Here is a 17,455-nt window from a genome sequence, read left to right on the forward strand (position 1 = left end):
CACCGACGCCTGCCAGGTCACCGGACCGCAGGGCGAGCGTGCCGGCGCAGTCCGAGAAGGCGCGCGACGAGGTAGATCGCGAACGAGATCGTCGTGATGTACGGGCTGATCGGGAGGGAACCGCCGAGGGCCAGCATGATGCCGCCGACCGCCGAGACGAACCCGAAGGCGACCGCCAGCAGCGGGACGACGATCGGCGAACTCGAGAGCCGGAGCGCCGCGGCCGCGGGTGTCACGAGCAGGGCGAGGACGAGCAGGGCGCCGATGATCTGCACCGAGACCGCGACGATGAGTCCGAGAAGCACCATGAAGATCAGCGAGATGGCGCGCGTGGGGACGCCGCGGGCGGCCGCCACGTCGGCATCCAGGCTGTCGAAGCTCAACGGGCGCCACATCCACAGCAGTCCGATCAGCACGACGATCGAGATTCCGATCAGCCAGCCGAGCTGTGGATTGTCGACCGCGATGATCTGCCCGGTGAGCAGACCGAACTTGTTCGCCGTGCGCCCCGGATAGAGGGAGAGGAAGAGGATGCCGAGACCGAGCCCGAACGGCATGAGCACCCCGATGATCGAGTTGCGGTCGCGTGCCTTCGACCCGAGAACGCCGATCATGACGGCCGAGAGCAACGCACCGAACACGGACCCGGCGACGACGTTCATGCCGAGCAGAAGCGCGGCCGCAGCACCCGCGAACGAGAGCTCGCTGATGCCGTGCACCGCGAAGGCCATGTCCCGCTGCATGACGAACACGCCGATGAGACCGCCGACGATGCCGAGCACGGCCCCCGCGATGACGGAGTTGTGCACGAGCGCGAGCAGTTCGCCGTAGTCTTCGAAGCTGAACAGTCGCGACCAGATGCTGTCATCGGATGCCGCGACGACCATGTGCGCGAGCGGGCTCATGAGGCTCCCTCCGTCGGCACGCCCTCGTGATCGTGGTGATGCGTCGTCTCGGCGTCCGGAACGCCCACGACGACGACGCGGCCGCCGGTGCGGATGCACTGCACTGGCGTTTCGTAGAGGTCTGAGAGCACATCGGACTGCAGCACCTCGTCGGGTGTTCCCTCGAGGAAGCGTCCTCCCGCGAAGTAGAGAATGCGGTCCACCATACCCAGCACGGGGTTGACGTCGTGCGTGACGAACACGACGGCGGTGTCCTTCTCGCGGCGCCGCCTATCGATCAGCTCGCTGACGCCGCGCTGGTGCTGAAGGTCGAGGCTCAGCAGCGGCTCGTCGCAGAGCAGCACCTCGGGGTCTCCCGCGAGCGCCTGCCCCACACGAAGCCTCTGCTGCTCACCGCCCGAGAGGCTGCCGATCGCTTCGTCGGCGTAGTGCGTGGCGCCCACCGAATCAAGAAGCTCGTCGACGCGCTCCCGCTCCGCCCTCCGCATGATGGGCAGGCCGAACCGATGTCCGTTGACGCCGAGTCCGACGAGGTCGCGCGCACGCATGGGTGTGCCGGGCGGGATGATCTTCTGCTGCGGAATGTAGCCGATGCTCCGGTCACCGCGGTGCACGGGATGCCCGGCGATGCGGATCGACCCGGAATCGAGCTGCTGCTGCCCGAGCAGGCTCTTCAGCAGCGACGTCTTGCCTGAGCCGTTCGGTCCGAGCACGGCGAGAAACTCCCCCGATCGCACGTCGAGCGTGAGGTTCGACCAGAGAGTGCGGTCGCCGAAGCCGAGGGAGGCATCCTTCACCTCGATCACGGGATTCTTCTGCTTGCTGTCGTCGGTCACGCGGAGAGCGCCTCGCTCACTGCCTCGATGTTGTCGTTCATCCAGTCGAGATAGCCGGTGTCATCGGGAAGGGTCTCGGAGAAGGAGACGACGGGAACGTCGGCGGCTTCCGCGGCCTCCTTCACCTCGTCTGTCACTCGGCCGCTGGTCTGCTCGTTGTACGCGAGCAACGCGATGTCGCCGGAGTCCACGAGCTTGATCACGTCGTTCAGCACGGTTGGCGATACGTCGTTGCCCTCTTCGACGGCCTCGGAGAACTCCTCCGGCGTCTCGTTCTGAAGCCCCGCGCCTTCAAGCAGGTAGAGCGGCACGGGCTCGGTGATGAGCACGCTCTCGCCTCCGTGCGCCTCCTCGATCGCGAGAAGCGACTCCTGGAGCCCGCTGATGCGATCGGCGAACGCGTCGTAGTTGCTCTGGAACGTCTCAGCACCCGTGCCGTCGAGCTCGGTCAGCTCCTCGACGATGTGCTTCGCGAGGCGATCCATCGCGTCGATGCTGTACCAGACGTGCTCGTTGAAGCCCTCGATATGGTCGTGGCCCTCGTGGTCGTCGCTCTCGTGCGCGTGCTCATCGTGACCGTGGTCCTCCCCGGCATCCTCTGGCATGAGCCCCGAGATCTCGGATGCATTCAGGATGACCGGGTTAGCCTCGCCGATGAGGGAGTCCATGAACGAGTCGTAGCCTCCACCGTTCTCGATGACGACGTCGGCTTTCGTCACAGCGAGACGATCGCTCGCACTGGCCTCGTAGGAGTGCGGATCTTGGACGCTCGAGTCGATGATCGCGGTCACCTCGACGCGGTCCCCCGCGATCGACTGCGCGATATCGGCGTAGACGTTCGTCGAGGCGACGAGTGTGAGGCCCTCGGCATCCCCCGAGTCTGCAGACGCCGAGCAGCCGCTCAGGGCGAGCGCGACGGTGGATGCGGCAATGAGTGTGGGGACTGTTCGTTTCACGAGAGCTATCTAATCACTAATGATAATGATTTTCAAAATCGAAAGGATGCCGCGCAGACGCAGAACGACGGGTGCGCACCGAAGCGCGCACCCGCCGTTCGCGGAGCTGACTGCCTACTTGGTGAGGCCGTCGACGTAGTCCTGGTTCTCAGCGATCCAGTCCTCCACCACGGGGGTGAAGTCCTTGATCTCCTCGTCAGTGTTGTACATGACGTTCTCAAGCGAGAAGAGAAGGTCGGAGTCCATCGTGAAGTTGCTCAGCCATTCGTTGACCTCGGGGAAGTCCTCCTCGAAGCTGGTGCTGGTGAACGTGTGGATGGCCTCAGCCTCGCCGAGTGCCTTCTTCGGGTCCTCGAGGTCCTTGATGTCGAAGGCATCGTAGGCCCAGTGCGGACGCCACAGCGTCACGACGATGTCCTCGTCGTTGTCGAGGGCCTTCTTCAGCTCGGAGAGCATGGCCGGAGTGGACGACGTGATGAAGTCCATGTCTTCGAGGCCGTACTCCGGAATGACGGCGTCCTGCGTGGTCTTCGTCAGACCAGCACCGGACTCGATTCCGATGATCTTGTTGCCGAAGACGTCAGCGTTGTCCGCGAGCTCTTCGAGCGAGTCGATCGGAGCGTCGGCGTTCACCGCGAACGTGAGCTTCGCGTCCTCGTTCCACGAACCGAGGTCGACGATGTCGTCGCCGAACTTCTCGAAGTAGTCCTTATGCGTGAGCGGCAGCCATCCGTCGAGCGCGAAGTCGTACGTGCCGTCAGCCACACCCGCGAACACGGGGCCCGCGTCGGCGTACTCGAGCTCGACGTTGTATCCCTTGTCCTCAAGGATCGACTTCCACAGGTACGAGGCGGCCTCGCCCTCGGGCCAGCCGTTGAACACACCGATGGTGATGTCGCCCTTGTCGCCGCCCTCTGCGGACGAGGAGCCGGTGTCGCCGGAGCATCCGCTGACGCCCAGCACCGCGGCGACGGACAGGGCAGCCGCTGCGAGAATACGCTTCTTCATATCTTTCCTTTCCACGCCCGGGAAGCCCCCGAGCGTCACACTCTTCGGGTTGAAGATTGAGATTGTCAGCCGGAGATCCCTGCGGCGGGAGCACGCTTCGGCCCCGCCTCTGCGGTCCCCTCAGCCTCGTCTGCGGCTTCCTGAGCGGAAGCATCCGGCTTCTGCCCCTTGACTCGCCGCTTCTTCGTGCCGCCACCGAGCGACGCCGTAAGTCGGTCGAGGATGATCGCGAGGATCACAACCGAGAGACCGGATTCGAAACCAAGGCCGAGGTCGATGGACTGCAGCGACTGCACGATGTCTTTTCCGAGACCCGGTGCGCCGACCATGGCCGCGATGACGACCATCGAGAGCGAGAGCATGATGACCTGGTTGACACCGGCCATGATGCTCGGGCGTGCGAGCGGCAGCTGGATCTGGAACAGGATGCGGCTCGAGGATGCGCCGAAAGCCTGACCGGCCTCGACCACCTCTGAGTCCACGCCGCGGATTCCGAGCTCGGTGAGACGCACCCCTGGGGCAATCGCGAAGATGATCGTCGCGACGATGCCGGGGACGACTCCGACGCTGAACAGGATGATCGCGGGAATGAGGTAGACGAAGGCGGGCATCGTCTGCAGGAAGTCGAGAATCGGTCGGATGACCGAGGATGCCGCGCTCGAGCGCGCCGCCCAGATTCCGACCGGAATCGCGATGATCACCGCGATGACAGCCGCGACCAGGGTGAGTGCGAGCGTATGCATCGCGTTCTCCCACTGATCGACGGAGAGCACGACCACAAGTCCGATCGCTGTGCCGAGCGCGAAGACCCAGCCGCGAGCGAAGAAGCCGAGCACGACCAGAACGATGATGATCACCCAGAACGGCGGGGTCGAGAACAGCCAGTCGACACCGTCATAGAAGCCGCCGAAGATCGTGGCGATCACGTCGAAGAAAGCGCTGAGGCTCTTGGTGATGAAGTCACTGAAGTCTTCGATCCAGGCCCCGAGAGGAAGTCGGAAGTCCATCAGGCGTCCCTCCCTTCGCTCGTGGCTGCCGCGTGGTCGGCGACCGCCTCATCTCCCGCGGCTTCGCGCAGGGTCTCGGTCATGACCTCGACGGGGATGGTCGAGGCCGGCTCCACGACGGGGATCTCCGTCGTGTTCGAGGGCACGTTAGCCAGCGACGCCAGCAGGGTGACGCGCGGAACAACACCGAGGAGGCGCTCCTCGTCGTCGACGACAGCGACCGGAAGCGGCGACTCCGCTGAGATCTCGAAGAGATCGGTGAGATGCTGCTCGGGGGTCACGGTGGGGGTGTCGTGGCGGAGGATCGACATGACGTCCTTCTCGCCGCTCTTCACCGCGCGCAGAACGTCGCGGTCGCGAACCACTCCGAGGAGCTTGCGACCATTGCCGACCACGAACGCCGCCGAGGTCTGCAGGTCGCGCATCGTGCGCAGCGCACCGCGGGGCCCCGCCGTGGCGGTGATGACCGAGCGCGGCGCCTCCATGACGCTGGAAGCCGTGAGCACGCGGGCGCGGTCGACGTCCTGGACGAACTGCGCGACGTAGTCATTCGCGGGGTCGGTGAGGATGTCGTCGGGCGTGCCGATCTGCACGATGCGACCGTCGCGCATGACAGCGATTCGGTCTCCGAGGAACATCGCCTCGTTCAGGTCGTGCGTGATGAAGATGATGGTCTTGCCGAGTTCCTGCTGCAGCTCGACGAGCTGCTCCTGCATCTCACGACGGATCAGCGGGTCGAGGGCGGAGAACGCCTCGTCCATGAGCAGGATGTCGGTGTCGGCGGCCAGTGCGCGGGCGAGGCCGACGCGCTGCTGCATACCACCGGAGAGCTGGCTCGGCAGCTTCTGCTCCCAGCCCTTCAGTCCGACACGCTCGATCCACTCAAGCGCCTTGGCCTGACGCTCGGCCTTCGGCATGCCCTGGATCTCGAGCCCGTACGCGGTGTTGTCGAGCACGGTGCGGTGCGGCAGCAGCGCGAAGTGTTGGAACACCATCGAGATGCGCTTGCGGCGCACATCGCGAAGCTCTTTGTCGGAGATTCCGCTGATCGGAGTTCCACCGATCGTCACGGAACCGGCGCTCGGCTCCCACAGCCCGTTGAGCATGCGGATGAGCGTCGACTTTCCTGAGCCGCTGAGGCCCATGACGACGAAGATCTCTCCCGGCTTGACGTCGAAGCTGGCGTCGATGACGGCAGCGGTTCCGAGCGAAGCCACGGAGTCTCGGGTTTGACCGGCTTCGAGACGCTTGATGACCTCTTTAGGTCGGCGTCCGAAGACCTTGTAAAGATTCTGCGCACTCAGCGCGACGGTATCTGACACGTATTCTCCACGCGCGCGACAGCGAGGTAAGGGTGTACTCCTGTCGCGGTTTCCATGCTTACGGCCTGGGCGAGGGCACGGGCAGGCCACCCGCTTCAAGCGGTGACGGCGAAGAACGCGCACCATCACGGCGAAATCGGGAACTGCCAGGGCGTGGGTCGCGTAACCCGCGCCGATGCTCTCGTCCATACGTCCGCCGCCGCCGACAACTGCCGGAGACCGCGAACGCGGACTGATCGGACGGCCCGAAGGCCATCCACCACCATAACTATCCACGTGGCGAAATGCGACCTGAGACCCTGTCGATAGGACGGTAACCGCTTCCCAGGAGACTCATAAAAAGCCAGACCAGAAGCACTTTTATGGAGTTACTTCATTGTTATGTGGATTGTCGACAGTGTGACGCTCAGTCAAGCAGAAGCGCGGGCTCCTCCATGATGGATGCCACGTCGGCGACGAACCTCGAGACCACGTCCCCATCGACGACGCGGTGGTCGAACGATCCTCCAATGGTCGTCACGTACCGCGGACGCACCTCGCCGTCGACGACCCACGGCTTCTGCTTGATGGTGCCGAGCGCGACGATGCCGACCTCGCCGGGGTTGAGGATCGGAGTTCCGGTGTCCATACCGAAGACCCCGATGTTGGTCACGGTGATCGTGCCGTTCTGCATCTCCGCCGGCTGCGTCTTGCCGTCGCGCGCAGTGAGCGTCAGCTGTTCGAGAGACTGTGCGAGCTGCAGAAGCGTCATCGACTGAGCTTCCTTGATGTTCGGCACGATGAGCCCGCGCGGCGTCGCCGCGGCGACGCCCAGGTTGACGTAATGGTGGATGATGATCTCCTCATCCGTCCACGTCGCATTCACGCTCGGGTTGCGCCGCACCGCCCAGACGATGGCGCGCGCCATGATGAGCAATGGCGAGACCTTCACTCCAGCGAAGTCGGGCGACGACTTGAGCCGCTTCACGAATTCCATCGTGCGCGTGGCGTCCACATCGACGAAGACGCTCACGTGCGGCGCAGAGAACTTCGACGAGACCATGGCCTGCGCGATCTGCTTGCGGACGCCCTTGACGGGAATGCGCTCCTCGCGGTCCTCTCCCCAGTCGGGAGTCTCGATGTTGCGGAACACGCTCGCCTGGCTGGCGTGGCGCACGACGTCGTCGCGCGTAATCTCTCCCGCGAGCCCCGTGCCCTCGACGGTGCTGAGGTCGACATCGAGGTCCTTCGCGAGCTTGCGGATCGGCGGTTTCGCGATGACCGGGCCCGCGGACGCGGCCGGGACGGATGCCGGGGGCTTCGGCGCTGTGCGCGGCTTGCCTTTCTTGCGGCGACGACTTGCCGCTCCGGCTCCGGTGCCGTAGCCGACCAGCACGGAGCCTTCTTCCTCCGGCTCAGGCTCAATGGTGGCCTGGGTGTCTTCCGTCACGGAAGCGGCGTCTTCGAGGGGCGCCGGCTTCACGGCATCCGTGTCACTCTCGACGGTCACGATGGGCGTGCCCACCTCGACGGTCGTGCCCTCATCGACGAGCAGTCTCCCGATCGTGCCTTCGAAGGGCGACGTGAGTTCGACGAGCGACTTGGCGGTCTCGATCTCGACGAGCACCTGATTCAGCTCGACGGTGTCGCCCGGCGCGATCTTCCACTGGACGATCTCGGCCTCGGTGAGGCCCTCGCCCACGTCGGGAAGGGGAAACTCTGACTCGCTCATGCGGACTCCTGGCTAGTAGACGAGAGACCGGTCGACGGCCTCGAGAATTCGGTCGGCGTCGGGAAGGAAGGACTTCTCGAGACGCGCGGGCGGGAAGGGGACGTCGAAGCCGGAGACCCGGAGCACCGGCGCCTCGAGCGAGTAGAACGCCCGCTCGGCGACGGTCGCGGCAATCTCGGAGCCGACGGAGACGAAGCCGGAGGCCTCCTGCGCGATGATGAGGCGTCCCGTCTTGCGGACGCTCTGCAGAATGGGCTCGTAGTCGACCGGCGAGATGGAGCGCAGATCCACGACCTCAAGACTGATGCCCTCGCTCGCGGCGAGTTCAGCGGCCTGCAGCGCCGTGGTGACCATGGCTCCGTGCGCGAGCACCGTGACGTCGCTTCCGGGCCGCACGAGTCGGCTCACGTGAAGCTCGGCTCCGTGTTCGGAGAAGTCGACTTCGCCCTTCTGCCAGTAGCGGCTCTTGGGCTCGAAGAACACGACGGGGTCGTCGGAGCGAACGGCCTCCTGGATCATCCAGTACGCATCGTTCGGGGTGGAGGGGCTGATGCAGCGCAGGCCGGGAGTGTGCGCGAAGTAGGTCTCCGGGCTCTCCTGGTGGTGCTCGACCGCGCCGATGTGCCCGCCGTACGGGATGCGGATGACGACCGGCATCGAGACGGCGCCCGAGTGCTTCTTCGTCATCTTCGCCAGCTGCGTCGTGATCTGGTTGAACGCGGGGAACACGAAGCCGTCGAACTGGATCTCACACACGGGGCGGAACCCGTTCATCGCGAGTCCGATCGCGGTTCCGACGATTCCGGATTCCGCGAGCGGGGTGTCGAGCACGCGGTTCTCGCCGAACTCGTCGAGCAGGCCCTCGGTCACGCGGAAGACGCCACCGAGCTTTCCGATGTCCTCCCCCAGGAGCAAGACGTTCTCGTCGTCTCCCATCGCGCGCTTGAGCCCCGCGTTGAGTGCCTTGACCATCGGCAGGGTCTTCACGTCGGATGCCGCGGGAGCCGTCGCCCGCTCTGCAGTCGTCGTATCGGTCACTGTGCGTCACCGCCTTCCAGGCTGGCCTCGTACGTCTCGAACCACTCCGCTTGCTCATCCGTCAGAGGGTGGTCTTCGGAGTAGACGAAGTCGAACATCGACTGAGGATCAGGATCGGGCAGCGTGAGGCAGCGGCGTCGCAGGTCAGATGCGAAGTCTTTCGCTTCCTCGTCGATCTCGGAGAAGAACGCGTCGCTCGCGCCCTGCGTGCGCAGCCACGAGCCGAACCGGGTGATCGGGTCGCGGCCGACCCACGAATTCAGCTCTTCGTCGGTGCGGTACTTCGTCGGGTCGTCGCTCGTCGTGTGTGCGCCGACACGGTAGGTCTCCGCCTCGATGAACTGCGGCCCCTGTCCACCGCGAGCGTTGTCGAGGTGGAGCGCCGAGACGGCATAGCTCGCGAGCACGTCGTTTCCGTCGACGTGGACGGTGTCGAGACCGAACCCTGCGGCGCGTTCGTGGAGCGGCGTGCGCGACTGGCGCGTGACCGGAACGGAGATCGCCCAGTGATTGTTCTGGAGGAAGAACACCTGCGGGGTCTGGTAGCTGGCCGCGAAGATCATCGCCTCGTTGACGTCGCCCTCGCTCGTCGACCCGTCGCCGAAGTAGACCATCACGGCTTTGTCCGTCTCGGGGTCGCCGGTGCCGGCCTCGCCGCGGAAGTTGATGCCCATTCCGAATCCGCTCGCGTGCAGCGCCTGGGTGCCGAGAACGAGCGTGTAGATGCGGAAGTTCCCGTTCTTCGGGTCCGTCGGGTCCCAGCCGCCGTTCGTGACGCCACGCAGAAGCGCGAGGATGCCGAGCGGGTCGACGCCCCGGATCATCGCGACCGCGTGCTCACGGTACGAGGGGAAGATCGTGTCCTGCGCGCGAGATGCATGTGCGGAACCTACTTGAGCGGCTTCCTGGCCGTGGCTCGGCACCCACAGCGCGAGCTGGCCCTGTCGCTGCAGGTTCGCTGACTCGAAGTCGAAGGCCCGGGTCACGGCCATGTCGCGGTAGAAGCGACGATGATCGTCGTCTGTGAGGCGATCGAGCTGAGAGAGGTATTTCTCCGCGGCGGGCGACGGCTCGAATGCTCCTTCGGCCGTGAGGACCCGCACCGGGGTGTTCTGGTCGTTTGTCACTGACGCCACCGTTCTAACCTAAGGCCCTGCCATGGTGAGCATGTGGGAGGTTGTTCACAATCACTTCGGTCGCTCGTAGGAGCTTTGCCACAGATTCTTCTTCACCGATGCTGACACGGATGCCGTCACCGATGAACGGACGCGAGACGATGCCGTGGTCCAGCAGCGTCTGCGCGGCTGCCGCCGTCTCGACACCGGTCTCCAGCCATACGAAGTTCGCCTGCGAATCGGGAACCCGCCAGCCCTGCTCACGCAGGCCGGCGATGACGCGGTCGCGGCGCTCCACGATGGCATCGACGCGTTCGAGCAGCTCTTCCTGTCGATCGAGGGATGCAAGCGCCGCGGTCTCGGCCATTCCTGTGACCGACAGGGGAATGGCGGATGCCCGCGCTGCGTCCACGAGCCGCTCGGAGCCGAGTGCCCAGCCGACACGGAGACCCGCAAGCCCGTACGCCTTGGAGAAGGTGCGGAGGACGACGAGGTTCGGGTAGCGACGGATCACGTCGAGGCCGTTGACTGCGGAGGCATCCCGTACGAATTCCGCGTACGCCTCGTCGAGGAGGACGAGCATGCTGGAGGGGACGCGCTCCATGAACCGATCGAAGTCTTCAGCACTGACCGTCGTGCCGGTCGGGTTGTTGGGGGTGCAGACGATGACCACGCGCGTCCGCTCGGTGATGGCCGCGGCCATCGCGTCGAGATCGTGAGAGCCGCCCTCCGTGTTCGGCACTGCGACGCTCGTGGCGCCGGCGACGGTGACGAGGCCCGGATACGCCTCGAAGCTGCGCCATGAGTACAGCACCTCGTCCCCCGGTCCGGCTGCTGCCTGGATGAACTGGGCGAGGAGCGCGACGGAGCCCGCTCCGATGTGCAGTTCTGCGGGGTCGACGCGGTTGAGCTGGGCGAGCCGCTCTCGGAGCGCCGTCGCCGCGGCATCCGGATATCTGTTGATGTCTGTGCGCGTCGCGACAGCGTCGAGCACGCCCGGCAGGGGCTCGAATGGATTCTCATTGCTCGACAGCTTGAAGGAGTCGGCTGCCGCGGGCTTTCCCTGTCGGTAGGGAGGCGTCGCGAGGATCTCCGGGCGAAGCTGGACCTGGGAGGCGTCAGCGAGGCGTGTGTCTCGTGGGGAAGTCACCTTCCCGAGTCTAGACACTGACCATGCCACGGTCGGTATACGCTTTCGCAGAGATTCGCTCGCGCTTCTCAGGCTCCGCCTGTCATGATGAAGGCATGGGATTCATCATTCGGATCATCATGAACGCTGTCGCGATCTGGCTCACGACGCTCATCGTCGGCGGCATCTCGATGACGTCGTTCGGCGATGAATGGTGGCAGGTTGCGCTGAGCTACGGCGTCGTCGGTCTCATCTTCGCCATCGTGAACGGCGTCATCCGACCGATCATCAAAGTGGTCGCCTTCCCCGTCTACGTTCTGACACTCGGCCTGATCTCGTTCGTGGTCAATGCTCTGCTGCTGATGCTGACCGCGTGGCTGAGCGGCCTCTTCGGCTTCGGCCTGTCGGTCGACGGTTTCTGGTGGGGCGTGCTTGGCGCGATCGTGATCGGCATCATCAACTGGATCATCGGCCTGTTCATCCGGCCGGATCGGCTGAACGAGGGCCGCTAGGCTCCACCTCGTCGGGCAGCGGCATCGGCGACGGCAGCGGACCGAGCCGACCGACGTGCTCCCGAACGTGCGGCCCGGCGATCAGCTTCGTCTCGTCGCCGTCATCGACGAGGCCCGTGTCGATCTGATGGTCTGACCCAGACGCTCCGGAATCGCGATCGAGCTCCGGAGCATCCGTCCCGCCGCGTGATTCACCGCCTGCACTCGAGTGTGCCTCCTCCAGCGTAGGCCCACTCAGATCGGCATCCTGCGGTCGAACGGGAATGGAACCGTCTCGATGAGCATCGGCGTGCTCGTCGCTCTGAGGCGGCGCCGCCTCTGCGGGAGTCGGAGGCATCGGCGGATCAGTGTCGCGCGTCGCCCGGTACATCGTGCTGGTGCCGTCGTCGCTGCCGATCTCCGAGACCGCATCCTTAAGCGGATCCATTCGGGGATCGCTCGACATGTCCATGGCCTCCGCTGTCCGCTCGTACTCCGACATGGCGTGCGCGGACAGCCAGTCGTCGCCTTCCCCTGTCGAGTCCCCTGAGACCACCACGCGCTCGCTGCCGTCGCTGAACCCGCCGAGCGCGGGAACGACGTCGTCACGGTGCTCCACGGCGTACGCTGTGACGCCCTCGGGAAGATCCGCATCGGTTGTGGGCGCACCGAAGGTGACGACGGTGTCCACGTTGTAATGGCCCTCCTGAGCGACGCGTTCCGCGATGAGCCCGCCCTGCGAGTGCCCGACGATGGTCACGGAGTCGTCCGCCGAGATTCCCGCGTCTCGCATCGCCTGTACGACTGCGCGGTATCCGCCGCCATCGGCGTCGGCCATGAGCGCCACGTCGGATTCGAAGTCGAAGGCCTCATCGGTGTCCGCGGTAGTCATATCGACTGTTCCGCCGACGTAGACAGCCCACGATTCCTCGCCCGGCTCGCCATACTTCTCGATACGGATCTGCGGCGTGCCCGGGCTCGAGTCTGGGATTCGCTGTGCGAGGTCGCTGATGCTGCTCGGAGGCGCCACCGTCGAGCGCCCGGCTCGCGTCACGCTGACCGCAGATTCGGCGAGGCTTCCGACGCCGAGTGCGCCGAGTGCGAACGCGAAGGCCGGCACGTTCGCCGGCGAGTCCTGCATTCCGGCCGCGAGCGTCGGTGGAATGCCCAGCGCACCGCGCAGAGTGTCGTCGCTTCCAGCGACGATCCCTCGCACCAGCAGCATGGTGAGCGGATTCCGAGCCGCGTCCGGATGCTTCTGCAGCCACGCCGTGACGCTCTCGCCGAGCGTCGCTTTGATCCGGGTGAAGGCCGAGCGCACGCCCGAGTGCTGCGAGAGCGCGTACCCGATGCCGATCGACGCAGGCGCTGTGGCGATGGCCACTCCGATGAGAGGTGTGACCATGTTGAAGAACAGAGCGCCTCCGAACGCGCCTGTCACCGCTGAGGCTGTGTTGAAGAGGCCGTTGACCGTCGTCTCCGCATCGACGTACAGTCCGCTCGCCGCCCCGAGCGAACGGGCGAGCGCGGCCGTCTTGTCTGCCGCGCGCGCGAGTTCCTCCGCCGCGTCGTCGATGCGCGGCCCGGCAGTGCTCCACCGCGAGGATGCGTTCGGCGGCGCAGTGAGTGCGCGCGCCGCCGACGCCTCGGCGCTCAGAAGACCGCATCGCATGGAGAGGGCACTGACTTCGTCGGCCAAGACGTCGATCTCGAATGTGTCCACCATCATCGGTTCGCCGATGCTGAGGCTCATCGGTCCCCTCCCAACGACGTCGTGTCCATGCGCGTGGGGGTGTCCGCTCTCACCTGAGCGATGTCGCGCTCCGTCGCTGCGATTGCCGCGGAGAGTGTCGACTCGCACACGCCGATGTCCGCTGCAACGTCATCGATGCGCAGAGTGAATGCCCGGGATGACGGGCTCGACCATGACATCGGACTGATCTGCTGCACCCCGCCCCCGGCGATTCTCAGCACGGAGGCTCGCACGCGATCGAGCGCCGATCTCTGCGCCTGCAATTCGTGGATGGCGCGAGCGCACTCGCTCTGGGTCGGGGTGTCCATCGGATGCTCCTCTCGACGCGGTTGCTCAAGAATCGCGCGGATTCGGCATCCGTTCCATCGACCGCTGCCTCATTGTGGATAAGGCTCCGGCGCACGGGGATGTGGACGAGTTTTGGTGCGAGGGACTGTGAAACACCGCACCGATTCGACAGAATAGAGCGCATGTCCCGTGACTCCGAGGTCGTTCCCTTCTCCATCTGCTTCGTGTGCGCCGGGAACATCTGCCGCTCTCCCATGGCTGAAGTGGTCTTCACCGACCTCGCCGAGAGGGCCGGGCTCTCGCAGTGGGTACGCGCGACGTCCGCCGGAATCGGCGACTGGCACGTCGGCGAGCGCGCCGACACCCGCACGATCGATGCGCTCGCCGCTCGCGGCTACGACGGCGCTCGTCACCGCGCCAAGCAGTTCGACGCCGCCTGGTTCCCGAATCTCGACCTCGTCGTCGCGCTCGATCGCAGCCATCTCCGGGCTCTGCAGAGCGGCGCCCCTTCAGAGTCCGACCGAGAGAAGGTCTCGCTGCTGCTCAGCTTCGATCCCGCGGCGGATGGGGTCTGGGACGTCCCCGACCCGTACTACGACGATGAGCGCGCGTTCGAGTCGGTTCTTGGGATGATAGAGAGTGCGAGTCTGGCTCTGTTCCGCCAGCTCGAACCAGCGATCCGACAGGGAGCCATTCGATGACCTCACTTCCGCCTCAACCCCTCAGCCCTCTCGACGGCCGCTACCGCGCCGCTGTCACCGAGCTGGGAGAGCATCTGAGCGAGGCGGGTCTGAACCGCGCACGCGTCACCGTCGAGGTCGAGTGGCTGCTGTACCTCACGTCGCACGGCATGTTCGGCTCGACGCCGCTGTCGGACGAGGACGCCACGGCGCTGCGTCGCCTCCCGTCCGAGTTCGGTCAGGCGGAGATTGATCGACTGGCCGAGCTCGAGGCGACGACGCGGCACGACGTCAAGGCCGTTGAGTACCTCGTGCGCGAGCGCCTTGCTGAGTTGGGCCTCGACCGCATCGCCGAGCTGACGCACTTCGCGTGCACGAGCGAGGACATCAACAATCTGTCGTACGCTCTCATAGTTCGGGATGCCGTTCGCACGGTGTGGCTGCCGAAATATCGCGCGGTCATCACCGCACTCCGCGGCCTCGCCGAAGCATACCGCGACGCCCCGATGCTGTCGCACACGCACGGCCAGCCGGCGACACCGAGCACGATGGGCCGGGAGATCGCGGTGACGGTCTACCGACTGGAGCGCATCCTCACGCAGATCGACGGAAGCGAGTACCTCGGCAAGTTCTCGGGTGCGACCGGCGACTTCGCCGCCCACGTCGTCGCAGACCCCTCCGCCGACTGGCCGACGATCTCGCGCGAGTTCGTCGAGTCACTCGGCCTGACCTGGAACCCGCTGACGACGCAGATCGAGTCGCACGACTGGCAGGCTGAGCTCTACGCGCGTGTCGCACACGCGAACCGCGTGCTGCACAACCTCGCGACCGACATCTGGACGTACATCTCGATGGGCTACTACCGGCAGATCCCGCAGAAGGGCACGACCGGGTCGTCGACGATGCCGCACAAGATCAACCCGATTCGATTCGAGAACGCCGAGGCGAATCTGGAGCTCTCGTGTGCACTGCTCGACTCTCTCGGCGCCACCCTCGTGACCAGCCGCATGCAGCGCGACCTGACCGACTCGACGACGCAGCGCAACATCGGCGTCGCGTTCGGACATTCCCTCCTGGCGCTCGACAACATCGAGCGTGGTCTCCGTGAGATCGATCTCGACCGCGATGCTCTGTTGCGCGACCTCGATGCGAACTGGGAGGTGCTCGGCGAGGCCATCCAGACGGTCATCCGCGCGGAGGTCACCGCGGGTCGTTCGCAGATCTCCGACCCTTATGCAATGCTCAAGGAACTGACACGCGGTAAGCGAATCGGGCACGACGATCTCACGACGTTCGTGAACGGTCTGGACATCGGAGATGAAGCGAAGCAGCGGCTTCTTGCGCTGACGCCCGACACGTACATCGGCCTCGCCGAATCGCAGGTGGACGCTCTGGGCGATCCTCGCTGACCAGCCGCGGCAGACGAGAGCAGTCGAAGGAAGCGGGCACGATGAAGAGGCGGTCACCCACGAGGAGCGCCGCACTGCGACGCGAGACGGCCGCGCTTCCCGGCCATACCCGTGCGCACAACCGCGCGCTCATCCTTCAGATGCTCTACCGTGGCACGCCGCTCAGCCGTGCGGACATGGCCCGGGAGTCCGGCCTCACCCGCGTGACCGTGTCGGACCTCGTGGCGGAGCTGCAGCGCGAGGGCTTCATCGTGGAGCGCGGCGTGCGAACGGCATCCGGCCCAGGCAAGCCCGCGGTGCTGCTCGAGATCGCACGCAACTCACACCAGATCGTCGCGCTCGACCTCAGCGGTCACGACGTGTTCCGTGCTGTGCTGACGAACCTCGACGGGGAGATCTCCGAGGAGATCTCCATTCCCTCCCCGGGCGTCACCGGCGATGAGGCGCTCTCCATCGTGGACGACCTGCTCGAGTGGGCCTTGCAGCTCACGACCGCGCCCGTCCTGGGTGTGGGCGTCGCGGTACCCGGCATCGTCGACCGCGATCAGGTGGTGCGCCGAAGCGTGTCGCTCGACTGGACAGGCCTCGATCTCGCACCGCGGCTCACCTCAAAGTTCGGGGTTCCCGTCTCGGTCGCGAACGACGCCAACGTCGCGGTTCTCGCCGAGCACAGCTTCGCCGAGGGCAGCAACGATCTGATCCTCGTCAAGATCGACCGAGGGGTGGGTGGCGGCCTCCTGCTCGACGGGCGGCCGGTGCTCGGCTCCCGCCTCACCGCGGGTGAGATCGGGCAGGTGCTCGTCCGGCCGGAGCCCGGTGCACCGCGGGTTCCCATCGAGTCGCTCATCACCGCGCCCGCGATGCGGCGCCAGATCGAGAAGGCCGTCGTCGATGGTCAGGACAAGGATGCCGTGCTGCAGCGCGCCGGTCGGCTGCTCGGCGTCGTGCTGGCGCCCCTCGTGAGCGGACTCGGCCTCACGGACGTCGTCCTGACCGGCCCGGGTGAGCTCGTCGGCGACGTTCTCATCGAGGCTCTGCGGGACAGCGTCGCCGAGCGGACGCCGAGCGAAGACGACAGCGTCGATATCCACGTGACGACGCTGGGTCGCGACATCGTGCTGCGCGGAGCGGCCGCTCTCGTGCTCACAGAGCGGCTCGGAATCGCCTAGCAGCCACCGCATAGGGTGGAGCGATGCCGACCGAACGAGAGATCACGTCATTCGTCGATGGAACTCCCCCACCCGGTGAGTCCCCGTGGGTCGTGGAGCCGCCGGCGCGGCCCATCGCCGTTGTCGAGTACGACCCTGCCTGGCCTGACGTCTTCGCCACGATCGAGACGCAGCTTCGAACGGCGCTCGGTCCGCGTGCTCTCGATATCGTGCACGTGGGCTCGACCGCTGTTCCTGGCCTGCCCGCCAAGCCGATCATCGACATCGAGCTGATCGTGGCTGATCCCGCCCGCGAGCCGGAGTGGCTCCCACCGCTGGAGGCGATCGGCTTCGTGCACACGGTGCGCGAACCGTGGTGGTACGAGCACCGCATGGTGAAGGCTGCGGATCACTCCGCGAACGTTCACGTGTTCGGACCCGATTCACCGGAGCCGTGGAAGCAGCGGATCTTCCGCGATCATCTCCGCCGCGATCCCGGCGACCGCGAGGTCTACGCCGAGGCCAAGCGTGCCGCTGCAGCATCGGCGACAGCGGCGCACGAGACCGTGATGGAGTACAACCGCCGCAAGCAGGCGGTGATCCGCGAGATCTACGCTCGCGCGTTTCGCGCCGCGGGCCTGCAAGTCACTGACTGACGC

17 protein-coding genes are annotated in these 17,455 nt (G+C 65.7%); 5 read left to right on the plus strand and 12 right to left on the minus strand.

Annotation, left to right across the window (positions count from 1 at the left end; translation table 11 throughout):
- Positions 1 to 17: 17 nt before the first annotated feature.
- The 10 genes from ACSAGD_RS12160 to ACSAGD_RS12205 all read right to left on the minus strand — a co-directional run bounded on the left by ACSAGD_RS12160 (position 18) and on the right by ACSAGD_RS12205 (position 11,048).
- Positions 18 to 887, minus strand: coding sequence for a metal ABC transporter permease (locus ACSAGD_RS12160; protein ID WP_437585166.1), 870 nt, complete (start codon positions 885 to 887; stop codon positions 18 to 20).
- A 14-nt stretch (positions 888 to 901) separates the two neighbouring features.
- On the minus strand, positions 902 to 1,741 hold the full coding sequence (locus tag ACSAGD_RS12165; RefSeq protein ID WP_437583023.1) for a metal ABC transporter ATP-binding protein: 840 nt from the start codon (positions 1,739 to 1,741) through the stop codon (positions 902 to 904).
- Positions 1,738 to 2,697: a metal ABC transporter substrate-binding protein gene (locus ACSAGD_RS12170; RefSeq protein ID WP_437583024.1), complete on the minus strand. Its 960-nt coding sequence runs from the start codon at positions 2,695 to 2,697 to the stop codon at positions 1,738 to 1,740. Before ACSAGD_RS12170 ends, ACSAGD_RS12165 begins: the two co-directional genes overlap by 4 nt.
- A 114-nt stretch (positions 2,698 to 2,811) precedes the next feature.
- Positions 2,812 to 3,705: a glycine betaine ABC transporter substrate-binding protein gene (locus ACSAGD_RS12175; protein ID WP_437583025.1), complete on the minus strand. Its 894-nt coding sequence runs from the start codon at positions 3,703 to 3,705 to the stop codon at positions 2,812 to 2,814.
- A 65-nt stretch (positions 3,706 to 3,770) separates the two neighbouring features.
- Positions 3,771 to 4,712, minus strand: coding sequence for an ABC transporter permease (locus ACSAGD_RS12180; RefSeq protein WP_437583026.1), 942 nt, complete (start codon positions 4,710 to 4,712; stop codon positions 3,771 to 3,773).
- Entirely contained in the window at positions 4,712 to 6,034 is a 1,323-nt protein-coding gene (locus ACSAGD_RS12185) for a quaternary amine ABC transporter ATP-binding protein (RefSeq protein WP_437583027.1), read from the minus strand. The genes ACSAGD_RS12180 and ACSAGD_RS12185 overlap by 1 nt, the downstream gene beginning before the upstream one ends.
- 406 nt (positions 6,035 to 6,440) lie before the next feature.
- The gene (locus ACSAGD_RS12190) at positions 6,441 to 7,745 is read right to left on the minus strand and encodes a dihydrolipoamide acetyltransferase family protein (protein WP_437583028.1); all 1,305 of its coding nucleotides are present in this window, start codon (positions 7,743 to 7,745) and stop codon (positions 6,441 to 6,443) included.
- Between the two features lie 12 nt (positions 7,746 to 7,757).
- Positions 7,758 to 8,717, minus strand: a complete 960-nt coding sequence (locus ACSAGD_RS12195; RefSeq protein ID WP_437585167.1) for an alpha-ketoacid dehydrogenase subunit beta — start codon at positions 8,715 to 8,717, stop codon at positions 7,758 to 7,760.
- 62 nt (positions 8,718 to 8,779) lie between these two features.
- Positions 8,780 to 9,919: a thiamine pyrophosphate-dependent enzyme gene (locus ACSAGD_RS12200; protein WP_437583029.1), complete on the minus strand. Its 1,140-nt coding sequence runs from the start codon at positions 9,917 to 9,919 to the stop codon at positions 8,780 to 8,782.
- Positions 9,920 to 9,923: 4 nt separating this feature from the next.
- On the minus strand, positions 9,924 to 11,048 hold the full coding sequence (locus tag ACSAGD_RS12205; RefSeq protein WP_437583030.1) for a histidinol-phosphate transaminase: 1,125 nt from the start codon (positions 11,046 to 11,048) through the stop codon (positions 9,924 to 9,926).
- 95 nt (positions 11,049 to 11,143) lie between these two features.
- Here ACSAGD_RS12205 and ACSAGD_RS12210 point away from each other — a divergent pair, with 95 nt between their 5' ends.
- Positions 11,144 to 11,539: a phage holin family protein gene (locus ACSAGD_RS12210; protein WP_437583031.1), complete on the plus strand. Its 396-nt coding sequence runs from the start codon at positions 11,144 to 11,146 to the stop codon at positions 11,537 to 11,539.
- Here the strand turns inward: ACSAGD_RS12210 and ACSAGD_RS12215 are convergent.
- Together ACSAGD_RS12215 and ACSAGD_RS12220 are read right to left on the minus strand one after the other, a co-directional pair.
- The gene (locus ACSAGD_RS12215) at positions 11,505 to 13,271 is read right to left on the minus strand and encodes an alpha/beta hydrolase (RefSeq protein WP_437583032.1); all 1,767 of its coding nucleotides are present in this window, start codon (positions 13,269 to 13,271) and stop codon (positions 11,505 to 11,507) included. The genes ACSAGD_RS12210 and ACSAGD_RS12215 overlap by 35 nt on opposite strands.
- Positions 13,268 to 13,579, minus strand: coding sequence for a hypothetical protein (locus tag ACSAGD_RS12220; protein WP_437583033.1), 312 nt, complete (start codon positions 13,577 to 13,579; stop codon positions 13,268 to 13,270). The genes ACSAGD_RS12215 and ACSAGD_RS12220 overlap by 4 nt, the downstream gene beginning before the upstream one ends.
- A gap of 162 nt (positions 13,580 to 13,741) precedes the next feature.
- Here ACSAGD_RS12220 and ACSAGD_RS12225 point away from each other — a divergent pair, with 162 nt between their 5' ends.
- The 4 genes from ACSAGD_RS12225 to ACSAGD_RS12240 are packed head-to-tail and all read left to right on the plus strand — an operon-like array spanning position 13,742 to position 17,452.
- Positions 13,742 to 14,260 (plus strand): low molecular weight protein-tyrosine-phosphatase, encoded by a 519-nt coding sequence (locus ACSAGD_RS12225; RefSeq protein ID WP_437583034.1) that lies wholly within the window; start codon positions 13,742 to 13,744, stop codon positions 14,258 to 14,260.
- On the plus strand, positions 14,257 to 15,648 hold the full coding sequence (purB, locus tag ACSAGD_RS12230) for an adenylosuccinate lyase (RefSeq protein ID WP_437583035.1): 1,392 nt from the start codon (positions 14,257 to 14,259) through the stop codon (positions 15,646 to 15,648). Before ACSAGD_RS12225 ends, purB begins: the two co-directional genes overlap by 4 nt.
- Positions 15,649 to 15,689: 41 nt before the next feature.
- A complete protein-coding gene (locus ACSAGD_RS12235; protein ID WP_437583036.1) occupies positions 15,690 to 16,817 on the plus strand; it encodes an ROK family transcriptional regulator in 1,128 nt (375 codons plus the stop codon).
- Positions 16,818 to 16,840: 23 nt separating this feature from the next.
- Positions 16,841 to 17,452 (plus strand): GrpB family protein, encoded by a 612-nt coding sequence (locus ACSAGD_RS12240; RefSeq protein WP_437583037.1) that lies wholly within the window; start codon positions 16,841 to 16,843, stop codon positions 17,450 to 17,452.
- The last annotated feature ends 3 nt before the right edge of the window (positions 17,453 to 17,455 follow it).

The sequence above is a fragment of the Paramicrobacterium salitolerans genome (assembly GCF_051513965.1).
Taxonomy (GTDB): domain Bacteria; phylum Actinomycetota; class Actinomycetes; order Actinomycetales; family Microbacteriaceae; genus Paramicrobacterium.